This window comes from Methylophaga sp. OBS1 (assembly GCF_026319365.1).
Genome location: NZ_JAPDMS010000001.1, coordinates 445,412 through 463,565, shown reverse-complemented (window position 1 = coordinate 463,565; position 18,154 = coordinate 445,412). Strand labels below are relative to the sequence as shown.

The following is an 18,154-nucleotide window of genomic DNA, read 5'->3' as shown; positions in this document are numbered from 1 at the left end:
CCTGGATAGACATTGAGCCTGACGATTTCAATTGATGCGATGGGCGGGGATCACGGACCTGAGGTCGTGATCCCCGCTGCCTTATCAGCGCTGAAAAAACATCCCGAGGTCAATTTCATCCTCGTGGGTGACAAAGACACCCTCACTTACCACCTGCAGCAGCATAAAGTGCAGGATGATCCTCGAATGCAGGTTCACCATGCCTCACAGAAGGTAGAGATGAACGAACTGCCTTCGCAGGCACTTCGGGGTAAAAAAGATTCCTCTATGCGGGTGGCTATAAATCTGGTCAAAGAGGGCATGGCATCAGCCTGTGTCAGTGCCGGTAACACTGGCGCACTGATGGCAACAGCCCGTTTTGTCCTCAAAACTTTGCCCGGTATCGAACGTCCGGCGATCGTGACGGCTTTACCAACCATGACCGGTCACACCTATGTGTTGGACCTGGGGGCGAATGTTGATTCCAGTGCTGCGCATCTGGTGCAGTTTGCTGTGATGGGATCGGTACTGGCTGAACTGGTCGATGGCAAGCCAAACCCATCTGTGGGTCTGCTCAATATTGGTTCAGAAGAGATCAAAGGCAACGAACGAGTCAAAGAAGCGTCTCGTCTGCTGGAACAAACTGATCTGAACTACCAGGGCTACGTCGAAGGTGACGGCCTTTACCACGGTGAAGTGGATGTACTGGTCTGTGACGGTTTCGTTGGCAACGTGGCATTGAAAGCCAGTGAAGGTGTAGCGCATATGATTCGCCATTACCTGCGTGAAGCATTCACCCGTAACTGGCTCACCAAACTGGCAGCGATTATTGCTTCGCCGGTGCTGAAGCAGTTCCGGCGCGATCTGGATCCACGAGCTTTTAACGGTGCCAATTTGATTGGTCTTCAGGGCATTGTGATTAAAAGTCACGGCGGCGCGGATGCCTTTGCCTTTGCTAACGCGATTGATATTGCGATTGTTGAAGCCAAGAAAGATGTGCCTAAAAATATCAGCAAACATCTTGATGTGTTGCTGGAGGGGCAGGTTCTGTGATCTATTCACGTATTGCCGGCACCGGTAGCTATCTGCCTGAAAAGGTGCTGACCAACCACGATCTTGAGAAGATGGTTGAGACCAGTGATCAATGGATCACTGAACGCACCGGTATCAAAAAACGCCATATCGTCGCTGATGATGAAACCACGACCGATCTGGCTTACCAGGCAGCGCTGAAAGCCCTGGAAGCGGCGGATATCACTAAGAATGATATTGACCTCATTATCGTGGCAACCACAACGCCGACCCGAATTTTCCCCAGCACCGCTTCACTGCTTCAGGAAAAACTCGGGATCGGCGGTTGTCCTGCTTTCGACATTCAGGCTGTCTGCACGGGCTTCGTTTACGCTTTAACTGTTGCGGATAAATTCATCAAGGCTGGCGGTGTCAACAACGTACTGGTTATCGGTGCCGAAGCTTTTTCCCGCATTATAGATTGGACAGACCGTAACACCTGCGTGCTGTTTGGTGATGGGGCTGGCGCTGTGGTGCTGCAAGCTTCACAAGAACCGGGCATTCTGTCTACGCACATTCACTCTGATGGTAATTTTAACCAGTTGTTGCATGTGCCTACCGGTCCGGGTTCACGTGACTTCAATGAAGACACGGCTTATGTCGATATGCAGGGTAACGAAGTCTTTAAAGTGGCCGTCAGGACATTGAGTACGATTGTCGATGAAACGCTGGAAGCCAACAACATGGATAAAAAAGATGTGGACTGGTTGATTCCGCATCAGGCCAATATCCGTATCATTGCCGCCACGGCACGTAAACTCAATATGTCGATGGATCATGTCGTGGTCACTGTCGATGAACACGGTAATACCTCGGCTGCTTCCATTCCTCTGGCACTCGATGTGGCAGTGCGTGATGGTCGAATCAAGCGTGGCGAAACTTTATTATTTGAAGCTTTTGGTGGCGGATTCACCTGGGGCTCAGCACTCATTCAATACTGATCATTCAGAGGGTTTTTGATGAAATCAGCATTCGTTTTCCCTGGGCAGGGTTCACAGTCAGTCGGCATGCTTGCTGGTCTGGCCACTGAATACAGCCTGGTTAGAGAGACTTTTCAGCAAGCGTCAGACGCACTCGGTTACGACCTTTGGAAGCTCACTCAGGAAGGTCCGGAAGAACAGTTAAACCAGACTGATCGTACCCAACCTGTCATGCTCACCGCGGGTGTCGCAGTTTGGCGTGTCTGGCAATCGATGTCTGACCTGAAGCCTGCCTATTTCGCCGGTCACAGCCTGGGTGAATATACTGCGCTGGTTGCCGCTGATGCCATTGATTTTGTCGATGCTGTCAAACTGGTGGAAAAGCGTGGTCAGTTTATGCAACAGGCGGTACCCGCAGGTGAAGGTGCCATGGCAGCGATCCTGGGGCTGGATGATGACCTGGTTCGCGCATTGTGTGCTGAAGCTTCCGCGCAAGGCATTGTTGAAGCGGTCAATTTCAACTCTCCCGGACAGGTTGTGATTGCCGGCAGCTCGCCTGCCGTCAAACAGGCCATTGCACTGGCAACAGAGAAAGGGGCCAAACGTGCCCTGCAATTGCCGGTCAGCGTGCCATCGCATTGTGAACTGATGAAGCCGGCTGCTGAACAACTTGCTGCGGAACTGGACAAAATTGATCTACGCATGCCATCTACGCCGGTGATTCATAACGCCAGCGTGACTGCAGCAAAGGATATCTCTGAGTTGAAAGCGTTGCTGGCACAGCAGTTACACAGCCCGGTACGCTGGGTGGAGACAATCCAATGGTTGGCGAATCAGAGCGTCGACACCGTGGTTGAGAGCGGACCGGGTAAAGTCCTTGCCGGCCTCAATAAACGCATCGATAAGACGCTGAATGCATTACCGGTATTTGATCCGGTCACACTGGAAAAATTACAACAAGCTGTGGGAGAAGGATAATGAGCCTGGAAGGTAAAGTTGCGCTGGTAACCGGCGCTACCCGCGGTATTGGCCGCGCAATCGCACTGAGCTTGGGAGAGCAGGGTGCCACTGTGGTGGGCACTGCAACTTCCAATAGTGGTGCTGAGACTATCAGCAGCTTCCTCAAAGAAGCCGGCATTAACGGCAAAGGTGTTGTTCTCAATGTCACCGATGGTGAGGCTATAGAATCCATTGTTGCTGCCATCGAAACAGAGTTCGGGGCGCCCGATATCCTGGTGAATAACGCCGGTATTACCCGCGACAATCTGTTGATGCGGATGAAGGATGAAGAGTGGGATGACATTATCAACACCAATCTGACGCCGATCTTCAAACTCAGCAAGCGTTGCTTGCGTGCGATGACCAAAGCCCGCTGGGGCAGAATCATCACCATCACCTCAGTAGTCGGTGCCATGGGCAATGCCGGCCAGTCCAACTACGCGGCAGCGAAAGCCGGTGTGATTGGTTTCAGTAAATCGCTGGCTCGCGAGGTTGGCGCCCGCGGTATTACAGTCAACACTGTCGCGCCAGGTTTTATCGATACCGATATGACCAGTGGTCTAGCTGAGGCGCATAAAACGGCGCTGCTGGAGCAGGTGCCGGTCAAACGCCTGGGCGAGCCGGAAGAAATTGCGGCGGCGGTCAGCTTCCTGGCCAGCCCGAGTGCCGCTTACATTACAGGTGAAACCCTGCATGTTAACGGCGGGATGTATATGAGTTAATCAGCGCTAAGCGTCTGACAGCACTGATTTTTATTGACGAGACAGTGGCGCCTGCCGGCGTTTAGCTTGTCTCCATGGTGCTGGCACTATAAAATGCCTGCACATTGTTTGATGTATTAACCACCAAAGGAAACATTAGTTATGAGTGATATCGAAGCTCGCGTAAGAGAAATCGTTGTTGAGCAGCTGGGCGTGAATGCAGATGAAGTCACTGCTGACGCTTCATTTATCGACGACCTGGGCGCTGACTCTCTGGACACAGTAGAACTAGTCATGGCGCTGGAAGAAGCATTTGAATGTGAAATTCCAGACGAAGAAGCTGAGAAAATCACCACAGTCAAAGAAGCTGTTGCATATATTAACGCTCACCAGTCTTAATATAGCTGACCGCTTAAAGATAGCCGTCTAGTGTGCGTGCACGCTAGGCGGCTATGTTGTGTATAGCAGTGCTCTATCAAGATAATATTGCTGCATTCGTTATCACTGACTTATGCAATCCCGGTTTGTGACCGTCTTCAGTGCCTTGAACTGATTGCAATGCGACAATCTTATCTTGAGTGAGTATAGGTTTTAAGGGGTAATCCTGATGTCTAAAAGACGTGTTGTGGTGACTGGTCTGGGTGCCGTCACACCTGTTGGCCTGACAGTCAAAGAAAGCTGGGAAAATATTGTTGCTGGTAAAAGCGGTGTCGCACCACTGACTTTGTTTGACGTGTCGGATTTCAGTGTCCATTTCGGTGCCAGCGTCAAAAATTTTGACGTCACCAGCGTCATTCCTAAAAAAGATGCCAAGAAAATGGATACCTTCATCCATTACGGCATTGCCGCCGCCAAAGAGGCCATTGAAGATGCCGGTCTGGAGGTCACAGAAGACAATGCGGAACGTATTGGTGTAGTCATTGGCTCGGGCATTGGTGGCTTGCCAGGTATTGAAGCCGGTTATGACAATTATCTCAGTGGTGGTCCACGCAAAATTTCTCCGTTCTTTGTCCCCAGCAATATCATCAACATGATCTCCGGTAACCTGTCGATCATGTATGGTTTGAAAGGGCCCAACACCGCTATCGTTACTGCCTGTTCGACGGGCACCCACTGTATTTCTGCTGCAGGTCGCATGATTCAGTACGGCGAAGCCGATGTGATGATCGCCGGTGGTGCGGAAATGGCGACTTCTAAAACCGGTCTGGGTGGCTTTGCTGCTGCTCGCGCCTTGTCGACCCGCAATGATGACCCACAGGCAGCCAGCCGTCCCTGGGATAAAGACCGTGATGGCTTTGTGCTGGGTGATGGTGCCGGTGTGCTGGTTCTGGAAGAATACGAGCATGCGGTTAAACGTGGGGCGAATATTTATGCCGAACTCATCGGCTCCGGGATGAGCAGTGATGCCTATCATATGACCATGCCGTCTCAGGGTGGTGAAGGTGCGGCCCGTTGCATGAAAAATGCGATGAAAGATGCTGGACTGAATGCAGATGAAATTGACTACATCAATGCGCATGGTACTTCGACGCCGGCAGGTGACGTCGCAGAAACCATGGCTATTAAACAGGCGCTGGGTGATGCTGCATCCAAAACCGCTGTTAGCTCGACCAAGTCGATGATTGGACATCTGTTAGGTGCTGCCGGTGGTGTCGAAGCTGTCTTCAGTGTCTTGTCGATTCGTGATCAGGTGGCGCCTCCCACCATCAATCTGGATAATCCTGACGAAGCCTGTGACCTCGATTATGTCCCGCATACAGCGAGACAAATGCCGATCAATGTCGCCATGTCGAACTCATTCGGTTTCGGTGGCACCAATGGTACCGTTATCTTCAAAAAGCTGAACTGAATCCAGAGTAGCGTTCAGTGATTCTGATAAACGGCCAACCCGATAACAGAATCCCTGTGACAGACCGTGGCCTGCAATATGGCGACGGTCTGTTTGAAACACTGGCTTTTCGCCGGGGCAAGCTGGAGTTTCTCAACGCGCATCTGCAGCGCCTGATGTGGGGCTGTGAGCGGCTGGGGATTAATTTTGCCGACAAGGATAAGCTTGAGGTTGAACTGGCCACAGTCTGTGCCCAGACAGCCGAAGACAGTGTGATTAAAATCATGGTCACCCGCGGCAGTGGTGGTCGCGGTTACAAGGCCCCAGAAGAAGCGGAACCGCTTCGAATCATTTCCTCTCATCCCATGCCGGACTATCCGGAAAGCTGCCAGCAGGGCATCACAGTCCGACTGTGCCAGCATCGTCTGGGAATCAACCCGGCACTGGCCGGCATTAAACACCTCAATCGTCTTGAGCAGGTGCTGGCGCGCAGTGAATGGGATGATCACACTATTCGTGAAGGCCTGATGCTGGATATCAACGACAAGCTGGTAGAAGGCACGATGAGTAACCTGTTTATGATTCAAAACGGGCAGTTAGTGACACCAACTATCGCAGAAAATGGCATTGCCGGAATTATGCGCGGCGAAGTCATCAAGTTGGCTTCAAAATTGGATATCCCTGTTACTGAAAAAAACATGAGCCTCAATGATCTGGAACAGGCTGATGAAGTCTTTCTCACCAACAGCATTATTGAAATCTGGCCAATAACACATCTTTGGAACACCGATCTGAAATGGCCTTACGGCATGCTGACCCGTCGTTTTCAAGCCGAGCTGAAACAAGCCGAACGTTAATATGACAAAGACCCTGTTATTTAAGGTTTTATTACCTGCGGCTATCGTGGCCGCTGTCTGCACTTATTTTGCACTGCAGTATCAACGTTTTCTCAATGAACCATTGGCGCTCGATAATGATATGAGCTACACCGTTGAACCCGGCACGAACCTGAAAAAAATCAGCGAGGATTTGAAGCAACTGGGGCTGACGGATTTACCACCGATCTATTTACAGGTTTATGGCCGTCTCACTGATCAGGCGCATAAAATCAAAGCTGGTGAGTATCAGATAGAAGCTGAGACTACGCTACCTGCGTTTCTCGATAAACTGGTATCAGGCAAAGTTGTGATGAATGCCTTCACCATCATCGAGGGTATGACTGCCCGGGAGATGATCACGAGCCTGCACGCGCACCCGAAGATTGTTAAAACGCTGGATACCCATAGTCTGGACAAGGTTATGGCTGAACTGCGCGCTCCGGAGAAAAATGGTGAAGGTTGGTTCATGCCGGAAACTTATCATTTCCCCTCAGGTACCACTGATATCGCCTTCCTTCGTCGTGCCTATCAGCAAATGCAGGAGAGCTTGGAGCAGGCCTGGCAGAACCGTGCTGAAGACCTGCCCTATGACACGCCCTACGAAGCGTTGATTATGGCGTCAATTATCGAGAAAGAAACCGGTATTGCTGAGGAAAGACCGCAAATTGCCGGGGTTTTTGTTCGCCGTTTGCAGAAAGGTATGCGGCTGCAAACTGATCCGACGGTGATTTATGGCCTTGGAGAAACGTTTGATGGTAATCTGCGTAGAAAAGATTTACGCAGTGACACGCCCTACAACACATACACGCGTGGTGGACTGCCGCCATCACCGATCTGTCTCCCGAGTATCGAGTCGATTGAGGCTGCATTGCATCCGGCCGATGGTGACAGCTTGTATTTTGTTGCTACCGGTGAAGACGGTCGACACAAGTTTTCTGCGACCTTAAAAGAACATAACCAGGCAGTCAGACGCTATCAACTCAGGTAATCATGAACGGAAAATTCATCAGTGTTGAAGGTATTGAGGGCGCAGGTAAATCCACTCAAATCAGCTTTATCCGTGACTTTCTGGAAGCAAATGGCAAAACAGTGATCGTGAGTCGTGAGCCTGGTGGTACTGACCTGGGCGAACAGATTCGTGAATTATTGCTGGCCCCGCGCGAGTCTGGCATGAGCGAAGATACCGAATTGCTGTTGATGTTTGCCGCCAGAGCAGAGCATCTGCATCAGAAAATCAAGCCAGCACTGGAACGCGGCGACTGGGTATTATGCGACCGTTTTGTTGACGCGACCTTTGCCTATCAGGGAGGGGGCCGTGGCATAGATCGCAAGCGAATTCAGACTATCTCTGACTGGACATTACAAGGCCTTCAAACGGATCTGACGCTGTTATTTGATCTGCCTGTCTCGGTCGGTCAATCCCGGGTTATCCAGCGTCAACAGCAGAAAGATCGTTTCGAGCAGGAGAAGTCGGCTTTCTTCGAAAAAATCCGTGACTGCTATCTGCAACGTGCTGAAACAGAGCCGGATAGAATCAAACGGATTGACGCCAGTCAGGATATTGAAGCCATTCAGGCACAACTCACCACCATCCTAACGACCCTTTTGTCATCATGATGGCTAATGTTGATTACAGCTGGCACCAAAAGCCCTGGCAGCATCTGCAGGCGATGCAGCAGCAGGGGAGGATGCCGCATGCACTGCTGATTTCAGGTATTGCCGGTGTGGGAAAGCGCGCTTTTGCAGACAGGCTGATAGCCAGTTTGTTATGCAGCCAGACCAACAGTGGGTTTGATGCCTGTGGGCACTGCCATAGCTGTCAGCTTCTGGCTGCCGGTTCCCATCCGGATTATAAAGCGGTGAGTCCCGAAGAGCCCGGCAAACAGATCAAAGTCGATCAAATACGTGATTTGAAACAGAGTCAGACATTGATGCCCAAGGTGTCCCGCGGCAAGGTGGTGCTCATTAGCGCGGCGGACCAGATGAATATCTCTGCCTTCAACAGCCTGCTCAAGCTACTGGAAGAACCTCAGCCGGAATCTGTGCTGATATTGCTCTCGGAAAACCGTCAGCAGCTGCCAATCACCATAAAAAGCCGTTGTCAGACATTGGCTATCCCGACCCCTGACAAGGAAGCGGCACTGGCGTGGTTGCAGCACACGGATATGTCGTTCTCAGAGGATGAATGGTTGTCATTGTTGAGAGTGAGTCATGGCGCACCGCTCGCTGCCATGGCTGCCGGCGAAGCGGGCCTGCAGCAAAGCCGGCAGGTGACTCACGACATTGCTCTGCTGATGCAGGCGAAAGCGAACCCGGTGCAAATGGCTGCTGATTGGCAACAATTCGATTTGAAATCAGTGCTGTATCAGATTCAGCAGATGATGCAGACTAAAATCAGCAATCTGCTCATTCGCGATGAGCCGGTGCCGGGCGTGATCCTGCGTCAGTACTGGGCTATCATGGATTGCATCAGCAACACAATAAAGTTAATATCATCTCAAAATAATCTGAACAAGATATTGTTAATAGAGGATTTTATGGTGACGGTTATGCAGCACGCTGATCAGCTTCATCAGCTCAAGGAAACCCAAAGGTAACAGCCATGGCAATGAATCCACGCAAGGGCATTCTGTCACTGAAAATCACCGATCAGAATATGCTCTATCATTCTTACATGCCGTTTCTGAAAAATGGTGGCCTGTTTATACCGACCAACAAGAGCTATCAGATCGGTGAAGAGGTTTTTATCCTGTTGACCCTGATGGATGAGGCTGAAAAGCTTCCCGTGGCCGGCAATATTGTCTGGATTACACCCCGCGGGGCACAGGGCAACCAAGCGGCGGGGATTGGTGTCCATTTCAGTGATATCGACGGGGGCGCTTCCGTTGTTCGGGGTAAAATCGAAAATTATCTGGTGGATAAGCTCAAATCCGATAAAGCCACCTACACCATGTAACGCACACGCGTTACGCAATCAAGCTTTCAAGAATTTTTTATGTATATTGACTCTCATTGTCACCTCAACATGCTGGCAGATGAGCCGGGCGGTATTGACGCCATGGTGAGTGAAGCCAGCGATAACGGTATTGAACACATTCTCTGTATTGCGATTGATAAAGCCAGTTGCGCAGAAGTGAAATCGATTGCAGACAGCTTCCCGCAAGTCACTGCCAGTGTCGGCATTCATCCTAATGTCGATGAGCAGGAACAATTCACTGTTGAAGAGCTTGTGGCACAGGCTGCTCACCCCAAAGTCATCGCGATTGGCGAGACCGGCCTTGATTATTTTCGCAGTGAAGGTGATCTGGAGTGGCAGCGTGATCGTTTCCGTGTTCATATTGAAGCCGCTAAAAAAACCCAGAAACCATTAATTATTCATACCCGTGAAGCGCGCGAAGATACGATGAGTATTCTCGAGAACGAAGACGCTGAAAAAGCCGGCGGCATCATTCACTGCTTCACTGAAAACTGGGAAACCGCCAAACGCGCTCTGGACATCGGTTTCTATATTTCGCTGTCTGGCATTGTCACTTTCAAGAGTGCGAGAGAACTGCAGGACGTGGCTAAGAAGTTGCCGCTGGACCGGATGCTGATCGAAACAGATTCCCCTTACCTGGCGCCCGTACCACACCGAGGTAAAACCAATAAACCGGTTTTCGTCAAACATGTGGCTGAGTTTCTGGCCGAGTTGCGCGGGGATACAGTCGAAAACATTGCAGCAACCACGACGGCTAATTTCCAGCGCCTGTTCCCTTCTACGGTTCAGTAAGCATGCGGCTGAGACATCTGCTGACCAGCTGGCTGCTGATCCTCAACCTGTCTTTGCTTGCTGCCTGTGGCGACAGTAGCCAGGCATCGCTCCGCACGCTATCCGAAGAAGCGGTTATTCTGGCTTTTGGTGACAGCCTGACCTATGGAACCGGTGCAGAACACCAGACGGAGAGCTATCCCGCCATATTGGCTGAGCTCAGCGGGCGAACAGTGATTAATGCTGGCGTGCCGGGAGAGGTCAGTCGCGAAGGCCTGGCCAGGATTGAAACCTTACTGACACAACACCAACCAGAACTGGTTCTGCTCTGTCATGGTGGCAATGACCTGCTTCGCAAACTGAGCGAAGTCGAGCTCAAACAAAACCTCACTCAGATGATACAACTTATCCGTCAGCAGGGTGCTGAGGTGGTGATGTTATCCGTACCCAAACCAGGCTTGTTTCTGAAGCCGTCACCAATTTACCGGGAAGTCGCGCAGTCGCTGCAGGTCCCCCTGGAAGACAATATCATTGTTGAGATTGAATCTGAAAACACGTTGAAATCCGACCCCATTCATCCGAATGCCAGCGGTTATCGACTGCTCGCTGAACGGATTCATCAATTGCTCAGCCAGTCAGGCGCCTTGTAACGCTCCATAAGGAACTTCAGTCATTGCGTTTGAGTCCGTTGATGAAACACGGAGACAGCGACTGATGAGACATCTTTTCCTGATAGCCAGCATGCCCATGCTAATGACTATGCCGCTCAGTGCGGAACCTGCCTTTGGCTCGCTTGCTAACGATTGCTATAACGAGTGGAAGACCCGTGGCTGGGTGCTTGGTGAGGACAATACCCCGGCGCACGATGTAGAACGCTTTGCCAACGGTATCAGGAAAATCTGTGAAATTCGCTCACAGATGTTTGTCGAAGACACCGAAATATCACCTTATATTCAAGGCCGTTTGGCCGAGCTGGCTCCCTATGTGTTTTCAGGTGACGAGCAGGCTATCCGGATGCTGATTACCAAGCTGAATCAGCGTCGACCGGGTCATCAGTTCTCTGGTAGCTTTATGCATGACTAGTCGCGGTCTGCAATACCAGTTCGGGCATGGCGGGAGATGCGCCAATGTGCTGACTGAGAACAATGCAGACAGAGGGATGCCGGGTGCGTACTTCATCGAGAATACCCGGTATATCCTCAGTGACATGTCGACCTGAATTGAGGAAATAGGGGAACACGATCACTTCATTTGCACCCTCGCTGATGCAATGGGCGACGCCATCTGGGATCGATGGGTCGGCGAGTTCCAGAAAAGCGGCCTCCACCAAATCAAACTCTGGCTGCTGACTGGAACGCAATTGTTCTGCCAGGGCGAATACTTCCTGATTTGAAGCTTGCCTGCGGCTACCGTGAGCGACAATAAGTAGGGCTTTCATCTTGTTTCCTTCAGTCATTTAAATTTAGCTCGGATATTAATGGACATTATCGCAGTCTAGTTGCGAACGATACGTGAAAAAAACGGGGAAATCTCATGCTTAGCAAATTGACCTGGATGTGGATGGCGCTGTTTATGACGGGTTTTTTCTCTTCATCCGTCATGGCGCAGGATGAACATAAACAATGCGCTATGATTGCCTCATTGACCGGCGATTATTACGCTCAGCGGCTGGAAGGAAAGTCTAAAGCGGACATGCAGCAGAGCACGCCACCTGAATTTATTAACAGTGATTTTTTCCGCATCGTAGATTTGGCAATAAACCTAGCTTTTAACTTTGATGATTCACTTAACGAAGATCAAGTGGAAACCCAGGTCTACGACAGTTGTATGCGTAATAAACCCTGATTAGAGAGAAAATTGAGAGCGATGCCGATGGCAACAAGTGATGAGGTGCCCGCCTCTTCGAAACTGATGGGCTTCTTCGCCACAATACATACACAGCTGTACTGAACGCATCTGAGCTTTCTTGATAATCTCGCTGATATCCCTGTTGCGGTTAATCACCTCGCAAGTCAGTTTGCCCATATGCTCCTCGATGAAAAGTATACGCGGGAGAAACATGCGTTGCCGGCGTTTCAGATTGACTTGCTGAACTACGTCTTCAATACTCGCGCACATCCCGTAAACCAGATCGAACCAGCCATCAGGTACTGTAATTTGATGGTTTCTCCCCAGAGAGATGGGACAGCGAAGTTTGAGGCGGGCTTTTTGAGACGCTTTCATAGTCAGGTTTAAAAAAATGGATGGCACGAAAGGTGCCATCCAAAGTCAACCAAGATATAGCAAGGATAAAGATGCTGCTTTGGCAAGCAGCAATATTAAAGACAAATGCAAAGGCAAAAAATTCACTCAGCTGAAAAAATAATTTTGGCTTAGTGTTGCCAGTTGATTGCTCCCTGATGCTGCTTGTACCAGTCGATGAAATCGTTCTCCGGCACCGGCCTGGAAATATAAAAGCCTTGTGCCATATCACAGCCAATATCGCCAAGGAATTGCATTACGGCAGCATTTTCAACGCCCTCGGCAATTGTTGTCAGGTCGATCTTGTGGGCAAGGCTGACAGCAGCCTCGATGATATGTATGGCATCCTGGCCTCGGGGCAAACGCCTCACAAATGACTGATCAATTTTCAAGTGAGTTATCGGCAAACGATGGAGGTATTGCAGAGAGGAATATCCCGTACCAAAATCATCGACCGCAATCTGAATGCCGGCGTCAGCAAGCTTAGTAAGCTCGTGAATCGTGTGGTTCATATCTTTGATAAGCGCACTTTCGGTCAATTCCAATTCCAGCACTGTACCTTCAAGGCCGAACTCAGCCAGTAGTTTAAATATATTCTCGGCGAAATCAGGCTGACAGAGGTTATGGGCAGAGATATTGACTGCGATAGGTACGGAGATGGATTGCTCCTGGAAGTGGAGCGCGGTATGCATCGTTTGAGTGAGAACAAATTCGGTGAGCGGGTGAATTAAGCTACTTCTTTCAGCGCAGGGAATAAAAGTGCCTGGTGGAATATTACCGCGGCTTGGGTGAGTCCAGCGAAGTAGTGCTTCTACACCAAGGAGCTTGCCGGAGTGGATATCGATTTTTGGCTGATAATGGAGTTTGAGCTGATTCTGTTCAATCGCTCTCATTAACTCGCCCAGCAAGGACACGTTCTCTCTGGTAGCCAGTTTGATAGAGGGTTGATATTCTACAAATTCCAGTAATGAGTCATTGGCTGCACTAAGCGCAGCCTCCGCTTGTTGTAGATAGAGTCCCGGATTGCTATGAACATCAGTGATAGTGACATAGCCCATTCGGGAATCGACATGTACCGGTATGCCTTCAAACTGGTAAGGCAGACGTGATGTACGATTTAAATCCAGCAAAATTTCATTCATATCCTGTATGTCTATGAGTTCAATCAACGCGCTAACTTCTTCAGTATCGGCACGGTATACCTGTCCTCGATTAATCAGAATATGATTGAAACGATGCGCTGTCTGCGTGATGATGCTTTCTATCACCTCATGCCCAAAAGCCGCTTTGAGCTCTACTGTGCTATTGACTGACAGCACGAGCAATATTCTGTTTTGAACAGCCGAACGTTTACGACGAGGTATCAAGCTAAGGTCATCCATCAGCGCCAGCCTGTTAGGTAATTGTGTTGCCACGTCATGACGTGAGACCCAGTGCAGGTGTCGAATGTAGTTTCGTACAGTGGCGCTGACGGCACCACTCAAAGAACCGAGGAGAACAAAAAAACCCGTTCGATAGAGCCAGTTAACCGTGGGCTGCATTTCACCGGTGACGATATCCAACGGCATATTGGGTCCAAGAATCAGACCACCAATCAAGGCAATAGTCACGCCCCCAGTCACGCCGTAAATCATACCGGACAGCACGATAGGAACATACATAGAATGGGAATAGACATATTTAATACCGCCGGTGTAGTAGACAAGTAAACCGACAGCAATCGTCAACAATACCAGCATCGGTGCAGCAGAATAGTTGATCACCTGCTTGTGGCGGTTAAACCACTGAAAAACACTTACGGTGTGCATCGCCCAATCTACTCCCTGTTAATAACCACTCTGTATTTGGCAGCCCAAAACGGCGCGCCATCCCTAACACGTTAAATTTGTATAACCCGCGAAGTCTGAAAAAGCAATTTTTTATATAACGGTTTCAACGCATGGGCAGAAGAAGCATCACGCCGCATTCACAACATTTAGATTGTTATGGGTGGACAAAAAGTAGAAAAGAAAGCGCTGTCAAAACAGCTATATTTAATTTTAAAATATACAAAGAGATAATATATATTTTATATTTATAAGTGATTTTGGTATTTTCTCAACATAGACATCAACTTTTGAGACGAATCAGGAATGAATATCAGGTTGGATAATGCGCCATTGACTGACGAGCAGTTAGCGCAACTCAATAATCTACTGCAGGATCTGGAAAGCTGGCAGGTCGAATGGCTGTCTGGCTACCTGTCAGGCTTTCGTGCTGCACAGGAGGCAATGCAGGGACAAGCTGTTTCCGTGCCTGATGCTCAGCAGCCCAGTTCAGTGGCACTGACTATTCTGTATGGCTCGCAGACCGGCAATACTGAAGATGTCGCCAATTTGCTGGCTGAGAAGGCACTGGCAGGCGGTATTGAAGCCAAGGTGGTGGATATGGCCGAGTACAAGCCCAAACAGCTGAAAAATGAAGAATATCTTGCCATTCTCTCTTCTACGCATGGGGAGGGCGATCCACCGGATAATGCGCTTGATCTGTATGAGTTCTTACACAGCCGCAAGGCGCCGGAATTAAAGCAGCTGCAGTACAGCGTTCTGTCGCTGGGTGACTCCAGCTATGAATTTTTTTGCCAGACCGGCAAGGATTTTGATGCCAGACTCACTGCTCTGGGAGCGACGGCGATTGTGCCACGGGTGGATTGTGACGTGGATTATGACGAAGCTGCTGATGCCTGGATTAACGAGCTGATTGAGGCCTTGTCAGCGACCGCTGCTATTAGCAACACGCCGAGTTTTAATCTACCTGCTCAAACAGCAGCCAAAACTACGTATGACCGTAAAAATCCGTTTCCAGCCGAGGTATTGGAAAAGCAGGTTCTGAGTGGACGCGGCTCCAGCAAAGAGGTCTTGCATCTGGAATTGTCTCTGGACGGTTCGGGCCTGCAATATCAGCCTGGTGACGCACTGGGCGTGTATGCCCAGAATGATCCTGCTTTGGTAGCGGCTGTGATTGAAACACTTGGCTTTGACCCTGAAACTTTGATTGATAACGACACAGAGCAACAAAAACTGAGCGAGTTGTTGCTGTATCAACGCGAGATTACGGTTCTGACCCGGCCGATGCTGGAACAGTGGGCCGAATTGGCTGGCTCTGATGCACTTAATTCACTGGTCGCTGATAAAGCTGCATTAAATGAATGGCTGCAGGGCAGAGATGTGCTCGACCTGATCCAGGCTTATCCGATCAAGAACCTGGATGCGACTACTTTTGTAAACCTACTCCGCAAGCTGCCGCCCAGAATGTATTCGATTGCATCCAGCCAGGCCGCGGTCGAGGATGAAGTCCATATTACTGTGGCTGCAGTGCGCTATTCGGCACATGAACGTGAGCGTAGTGGTGTGGCCTCAACCTGGCTGGCTGATAGACTGACAGAAGACAGTAAGGTCCCAGTCTACATAGACAGCAATAAAAACTTCAAACTGCCGGATGATGACAATACGCCCATCATTATGATTGGTCCCGGTACCGGTGTTGCGCCATTTCGCAGCTTTATGCAGGAACGTGAGGAACGTGATGCGACAGGAAGAAACTGGCTGTTTTTCGGTGATCAGCACTTTTTAAGTGATTTTCTCTACCAGGTCGAATGGCTGGCCTGGCGTAAATCCGGCTTGCTGACGCGTCTTGATGTCGCTTTCTCACGTGATCAGGCTGAGAAAGTTTATGTGCAACACCGTCTCAGACAGAATGCGGTTGATATCTGGAACTGGCTGCAGGAAGGGGCGCACATTTATGTCTGCGGTGATGCCGACAACATGGCACCGGACGTGAATGAAGCCTTACTGGACATCATCAGCCAGCAGGGTGGAAAAACCCGTGATGAAGCCAGCGACTATCTGCGACAGCTTACCAGAGACAAGCGTTACCAGCGCGATGTCTATTAATGCGATACGCAGACCTTAAAACCCTTTTAGGTGATTATGAACGATAAGTTACCCGAAGCAGAGCTGCTTAAACTCAACAGTCAATTTTTGCGTGGTCATATTGAAGAGGGCCTTGCCGATATGGCAACAGGGGCCATCTCCGATGATGATAATAAACTGCTTAAATTCCACGGCAGTTATATGCAGGATCATCGGGATCTGCGTGATGAACGCCGTCATCAGAAACTGGAGCCGCTGTATTCCTTTATGGTGCGTCTGCGCCTGCCGGGTGGGGTGTTGAGTCCGCAGCAATGGCTGGGCCTGGATGCGATCGCCGATGACTGCTCCAACGGCACTTTGCGTCTGACGACACGGCAGACCTTTCAATTTCACGAAATCCTGAAAAAAGATCTGAAATCTTTTATGCAGCAGATCAATCAGCTGCTGCTGGACAGCAAAGGCGCCTGCGGTGATGTAAACCGTAATGTCGTCACCAGTATCAACCCGCAGCAGTCATCGGTGCATGCCGAGGTGTACCAGATTGCACAGGATATCAGCGAACATCTCTGCTGGCAGTCAGGTGCCTATGGCGAAATCTGGTTGGGTGAGGACAAGGTCTTTCAGAGCGGTGAACCGGAAGAACCGTTTTATGGCGATGTCTATCTGCCGCGTAAGTTTAAAATCGCGATTGCGGTACCGCCCCGTAATGATTGTGATGTGCTTGCCAACGATATCGGTCTGATTGCGATTGTCGATAATGGTCAGTTGCAGGGCTTTAACATTGCTGTCGGTGGTGGTTTCGGTATGTCATATGGCGAACCAGCCACTTATCCGCGGCTGGCTTCAGTAGTCGGCTTTGTGCCTGCTGATCAGGCAGTGAAGGCCTGTGAAGCCATCGCCGCTATCCAGCGTGATTTCGGTGACCGCAGCAATCGTGCTCATGCCCGTTTTAAATACACGATTGATGATAACGGGCTGGACTGGTTTAAAGACAAGTTCGCCGAGTATCACGGTCAGCCGCTGGAGGCGGTCAGGGAATTCGAGCTAGAAGAAAATGGCGATAAGTTCGGCTGGACTGAAGCTGAAAACGGTCAGTCTCACCTGACTTTATTCATACCCGGTGGTCGCGTTGCCGATACTGAAAAACAGTTAACCCGGACCGGCTTGAGGGAGATTGCGAAAATGCTTCAGGGTGAGTTTCGTGTCACCTGTAATCAGAACCTGATGATTGCCGATATCAGTCCGGAGCAACGCAAAGAGATTGAAGCCATCGTTACAAAATATCAGCTCGATGATGGTAGTCAGGGTTCAGCCTTGCGTTTGAATGCGATGGCCTGTGTTGCATTACCGACCTGTGGTCTTGCCATGGCTGAAGCCGAGCGATATCTACCGGAGTTTATCGAGAAGCTGGAAAAGATCGTGGTCGATGCCGGTCTGCCGGATCAGTTGATCAATATTCGGATGACCGGCTGCCCCAATGGTTGTGCCCGGCCGTACCTGGGTGAAATCGGCCTGACGGGTAAGGCGATGGGTAAATATAACCTCTATTTGGGGGCTGATTTCAGTGGCCAGCGGCTGAACCGACTGTATTTAGAAAATGTAGATGAGAAAACGATACTCGATACGCTGAAACCGATGATTGAGCAATTTGCTGCCGAGCGACATGAGAATGAATATTTCGGTGATTTTCTGGTGCGTCAGGGCATTGTCGGTGAAGAGCGGACCCCGCAGATGATGCATGAACCGCTTATCAACCAGAAGTAGACAAACATTTATCCGCTGATTTCGCAGATTTTCACAGATTCAGGAGGACAGCTAAGGCTCTAAAAGCTGCGATCAAAAATCTGTGTCCATCTGCGTCATCTGCGGATGAGTTTA

20 protein-coding genes are annotated in these 18,154 nt (G+C 50.0%); 18 read left to right on the top strand and 2 right to left on the bottom strand.

Annotated elements, in window-relative coordinates; translation table 11 throughout:
- The first annotated feature begins 12 nt into the window (after positions 1–12).
- From plsX to OMQ46_RS02170, 14 genes are all read left to right on the top strand, one after another.
- Entirely contained in the window at positions 13–1,032 is a 1,020-nt protein-coding gene (gene plsX, locus OMQ46_RS02235; RefSeq protein ID WP_266235476.1) for a phosphate acyltransferase PlsX, read from the top strand.
- Positions 1,029–1,991, top strand: coding sequence for a beta-ketoacyl-ACP synthase III (locus tag OMQ46_RS02230; protein WP_323135140.1), 963 nt, complete (start codon positions 1,029–1,031; stop codon positions 1,989–1,991). Before plsX ends, OMQ46_RS02230 begins: the two co-directional genes overlap by 4 nt.
- Before the next feature lie 18 nt (positions 1,992–2,009).
- Positions 2,010–2,948, top strand: a complete 939-nt coding sequence (gene fabD, locus OMQ46_RS02225) for an ACP S-malonyltransferase (RefSeq protein ID WP_323135139.1) — start codon at positions 2,010–2,012, stop codon at positions 2,946–2,948.
- Positions 2,948–3,691, top strand: coding sequence for a 3-oxoacyl-ACP reductase FabG (gene fabG / locus OMQ46_RS02220; protein WP_266235473.1), 744 nt, complete (start codon positions 2,948–2,950; stop codon positions 3,689–3,691). Before fabD ends, fabG begins: the two co-directional genes overlap by 1 nt.
- A gap of 141 nt (positions 3,692–3,832) precedes the next feature.
- Positions 3,833–4,069, top strand: a complete 237-nt coding sequence (gene acpP, locus OMQ46_RS02215; RefSeq protein WP_266235472.1) for an acyl carrier protein — start codon at positions 3,833–3,835, stop codon at positions 4,067–4,069.
- 208 nt (positions 4,070–4,277) lie between these two features.
- Entirely contained in the window at positions 4,278–5,519 is a 1,242-nt protein-coding gene (fabF, locus tag OMQ46_RS02210; protein WP_266235470.1) for a beta-ketoacyl-ACP synthase II, read from the top strand.
- A gap of 17 nt (positions 5,520–5,536) precedes the next feature.
- Complete coding sequence (gene pabC / locus OMQ46_RS02205; RefSeq protein WP_266235468.1) at positions 5,537–6,355, top strand: aminodeoxychorismate lyase; 819 nt, start codon at positions 5,537–5,539, stop codon at positions 6,353–6,355.
- Between the two features lies 1 nt (position 6,356).
- Entirely contained in the window at positions 6,357–7,364 is a 1,008-nt protein-coding gene (gene mltG / locus OMQ46_RS02200) for an endolytic transglycosylase MltG (RefSeq protein ID WP_266235466.1), read from the top strand.
- 2 nt (positions 7,365–7,366) lie between these two features.
- A complete protein-coding gene (gene tmk, locus OMQ46_RS02195; protein ID WP_266235465.1) occupies positions 7,367–7,993 on the top strand; it encodes a dTMP kinase in 627 nt (208 codons plus the stop codon).
- Positions 7,990–8,973 carry a DNA polymerase III subunit delta' gene (holB, locus tag OMQ46_RS02190; protein WP_266235463.1) on the top strand — a complete coding sequence of 328 codons (984 nt, stop codon included), beginning with the start codon at positions 7,990–7,992 and terminating at the stop codon, positions 8,971–8,973. The genes tmk and holB overlap by 4 nt, the downstream gene beginning before the upstream one ends.
- Positions 8,974–8,978: 5 nt before the next feature.
- Complete coding sequence (locus OMQ46_RS02185; RefSeq protein WP_266235462.1) at positions 8,979–9,332, top strand: PilZ domain-containing protein; 354 nt, start codon at positions 8,979–8,981, stop codon at positions 9,330–9,332.
- A gap of 39 nt (positions 9,333–9,371) precedes the next feature.
- Positions 9,372–10,145: a TatD family hydrolase gene (locus OMQ46_RS02180; protein ID WP_266235460.1), complete on the top strand. Its 774-nt coding sequence runs from the start codon at positions 9,372–9,374 to the stop codon at positions 10,143–10,145.
- 2 nt (positions 10,146–10,147) lie between these two features.
- Positions 10,148–10,774 (top strand): arylesterase, encoded by a 627-nt coding sequence (locus OMQ46_RS02175; RefSeq protein WP_266235458.1) that lies wholly within the window; start codon positions 10,148–10,150, stop codon positions 10,772–10,774.
- A gap of 64 nt (positions 10,775–10,838) precedes the next feature.
- Positions 10,839–11,207 (top strand): hypothetical protein, encoded by a 369-nt coding sequence (locus OMQ46_RS02170; RefSeq protein ID WP_266235456.1) that lies wholly within the window; start codon positions 10,839–10,841, stop codon positions 11,205–11,207.
- Here OMQ46_RS02170 and OMQ46_RS02165 read toward each other — a convergent pair.
- On the bottom strand, positions 11,194–11,562 hold the full coding sequence (locus OMQ46_RS02165; RefSeq protein ID WP_266235455.1) for a sirohydrochlorin chelatase: 369 nt from the start codon (positions 11,560–11,562) through the stop codon (positions 11,194–11,196). The two genes, OMQ46_RS02170 and OMQ46_RS02165, sit on opposite strands and share 14 nt — an antisense overlap.
- Before the next feature lie 95 nt (positions 11,563–11,657).
- Here OMQ46_RS02165 and OMQ46_RS02160 point away from each other — a divergent pair, with 95 nt between their 5' ends.
- Both OMQ46_RS02160 and OMQ46_RS02155 read left to right on the top strand, forming a co-directional pair.
- The gene (locus OMQ46_RS02160; protein ID WP_266235453.1) at positions 11,658–11,969 is read left to right on the top strand and encodes a hypothetical protein; all 312 of its coding nucleotides are present in this window, start codon (positions 11,658–11,660) and stop codon (positions 11,967–11,969) included.
- Between the two features lie 394 nt (positions 11,970–12,363).
- Positions 12,364–12,489: a hypothetical protein gene (locus OMQ46_RS02155; RefSeq protein ID WP_266235452.1), complete on the top strand. Its 126-nt coding sequence runs from the start codon at positions 12,364–12,366 to the stop codon at positions 12,487–12,489.
- A 7-nt stretch (positions 12,490–12,496) separates the two neighbouring features.
- On the opposite strand, the gene OMQ46_RS02150 is transcribed toward OMQ46_RS02155, so the two are convergent.
- A complete protein-coding gene (locus OMQ46_RS02150) occupies positions 12,497–14,173 on the bottom strand; it encodes a putative bifunctional diguanylate cyclase/phosphodiesterase (protein ID WP_266235450.1) in 1,677 nt (558 codons plus the stop codon).
- A gap of 324 nt (positions 14,174–14,497) precedes the next feature.
- On the opposite strand from OMQ46_RS02150, the gene OMQ46_RS02145 reads away from it, so the two are divergent.
- Together OMQ46_RS02145 and OMQ46_RS02140 are read left to right on the top strand one after the other, a co-directional pair.
- Positions 14,498–16,297 (top strand): assimilatory sulfite reductase (NADPH) flavoprotein subunit, encoded by a 1,800-nt coding sequence (locus OMQ46_RS02145; RefSeq protein ID WP_266235449.1) that lies wholly within the window; start codon positions 14,498–14,500, stop codon positions 16,295–16,297.
- 36 nt (positions 16,298–16,333) lie between these two features.
- Positions 16,334–18,040, top strand: a complete 1,707-nt coding sequence (locus OMQ46_RS02140; protein ID WP_266235447.1) for an NADPH-dependent assimilatory sulfite reductase hemoprotein subunit — start codon at positions 16,334–16,336, stop codon at positions 18,038–18,040.
- The last annotated feature ends 114 nt before the right edge of the window (positions 18,041–18,154 follow it).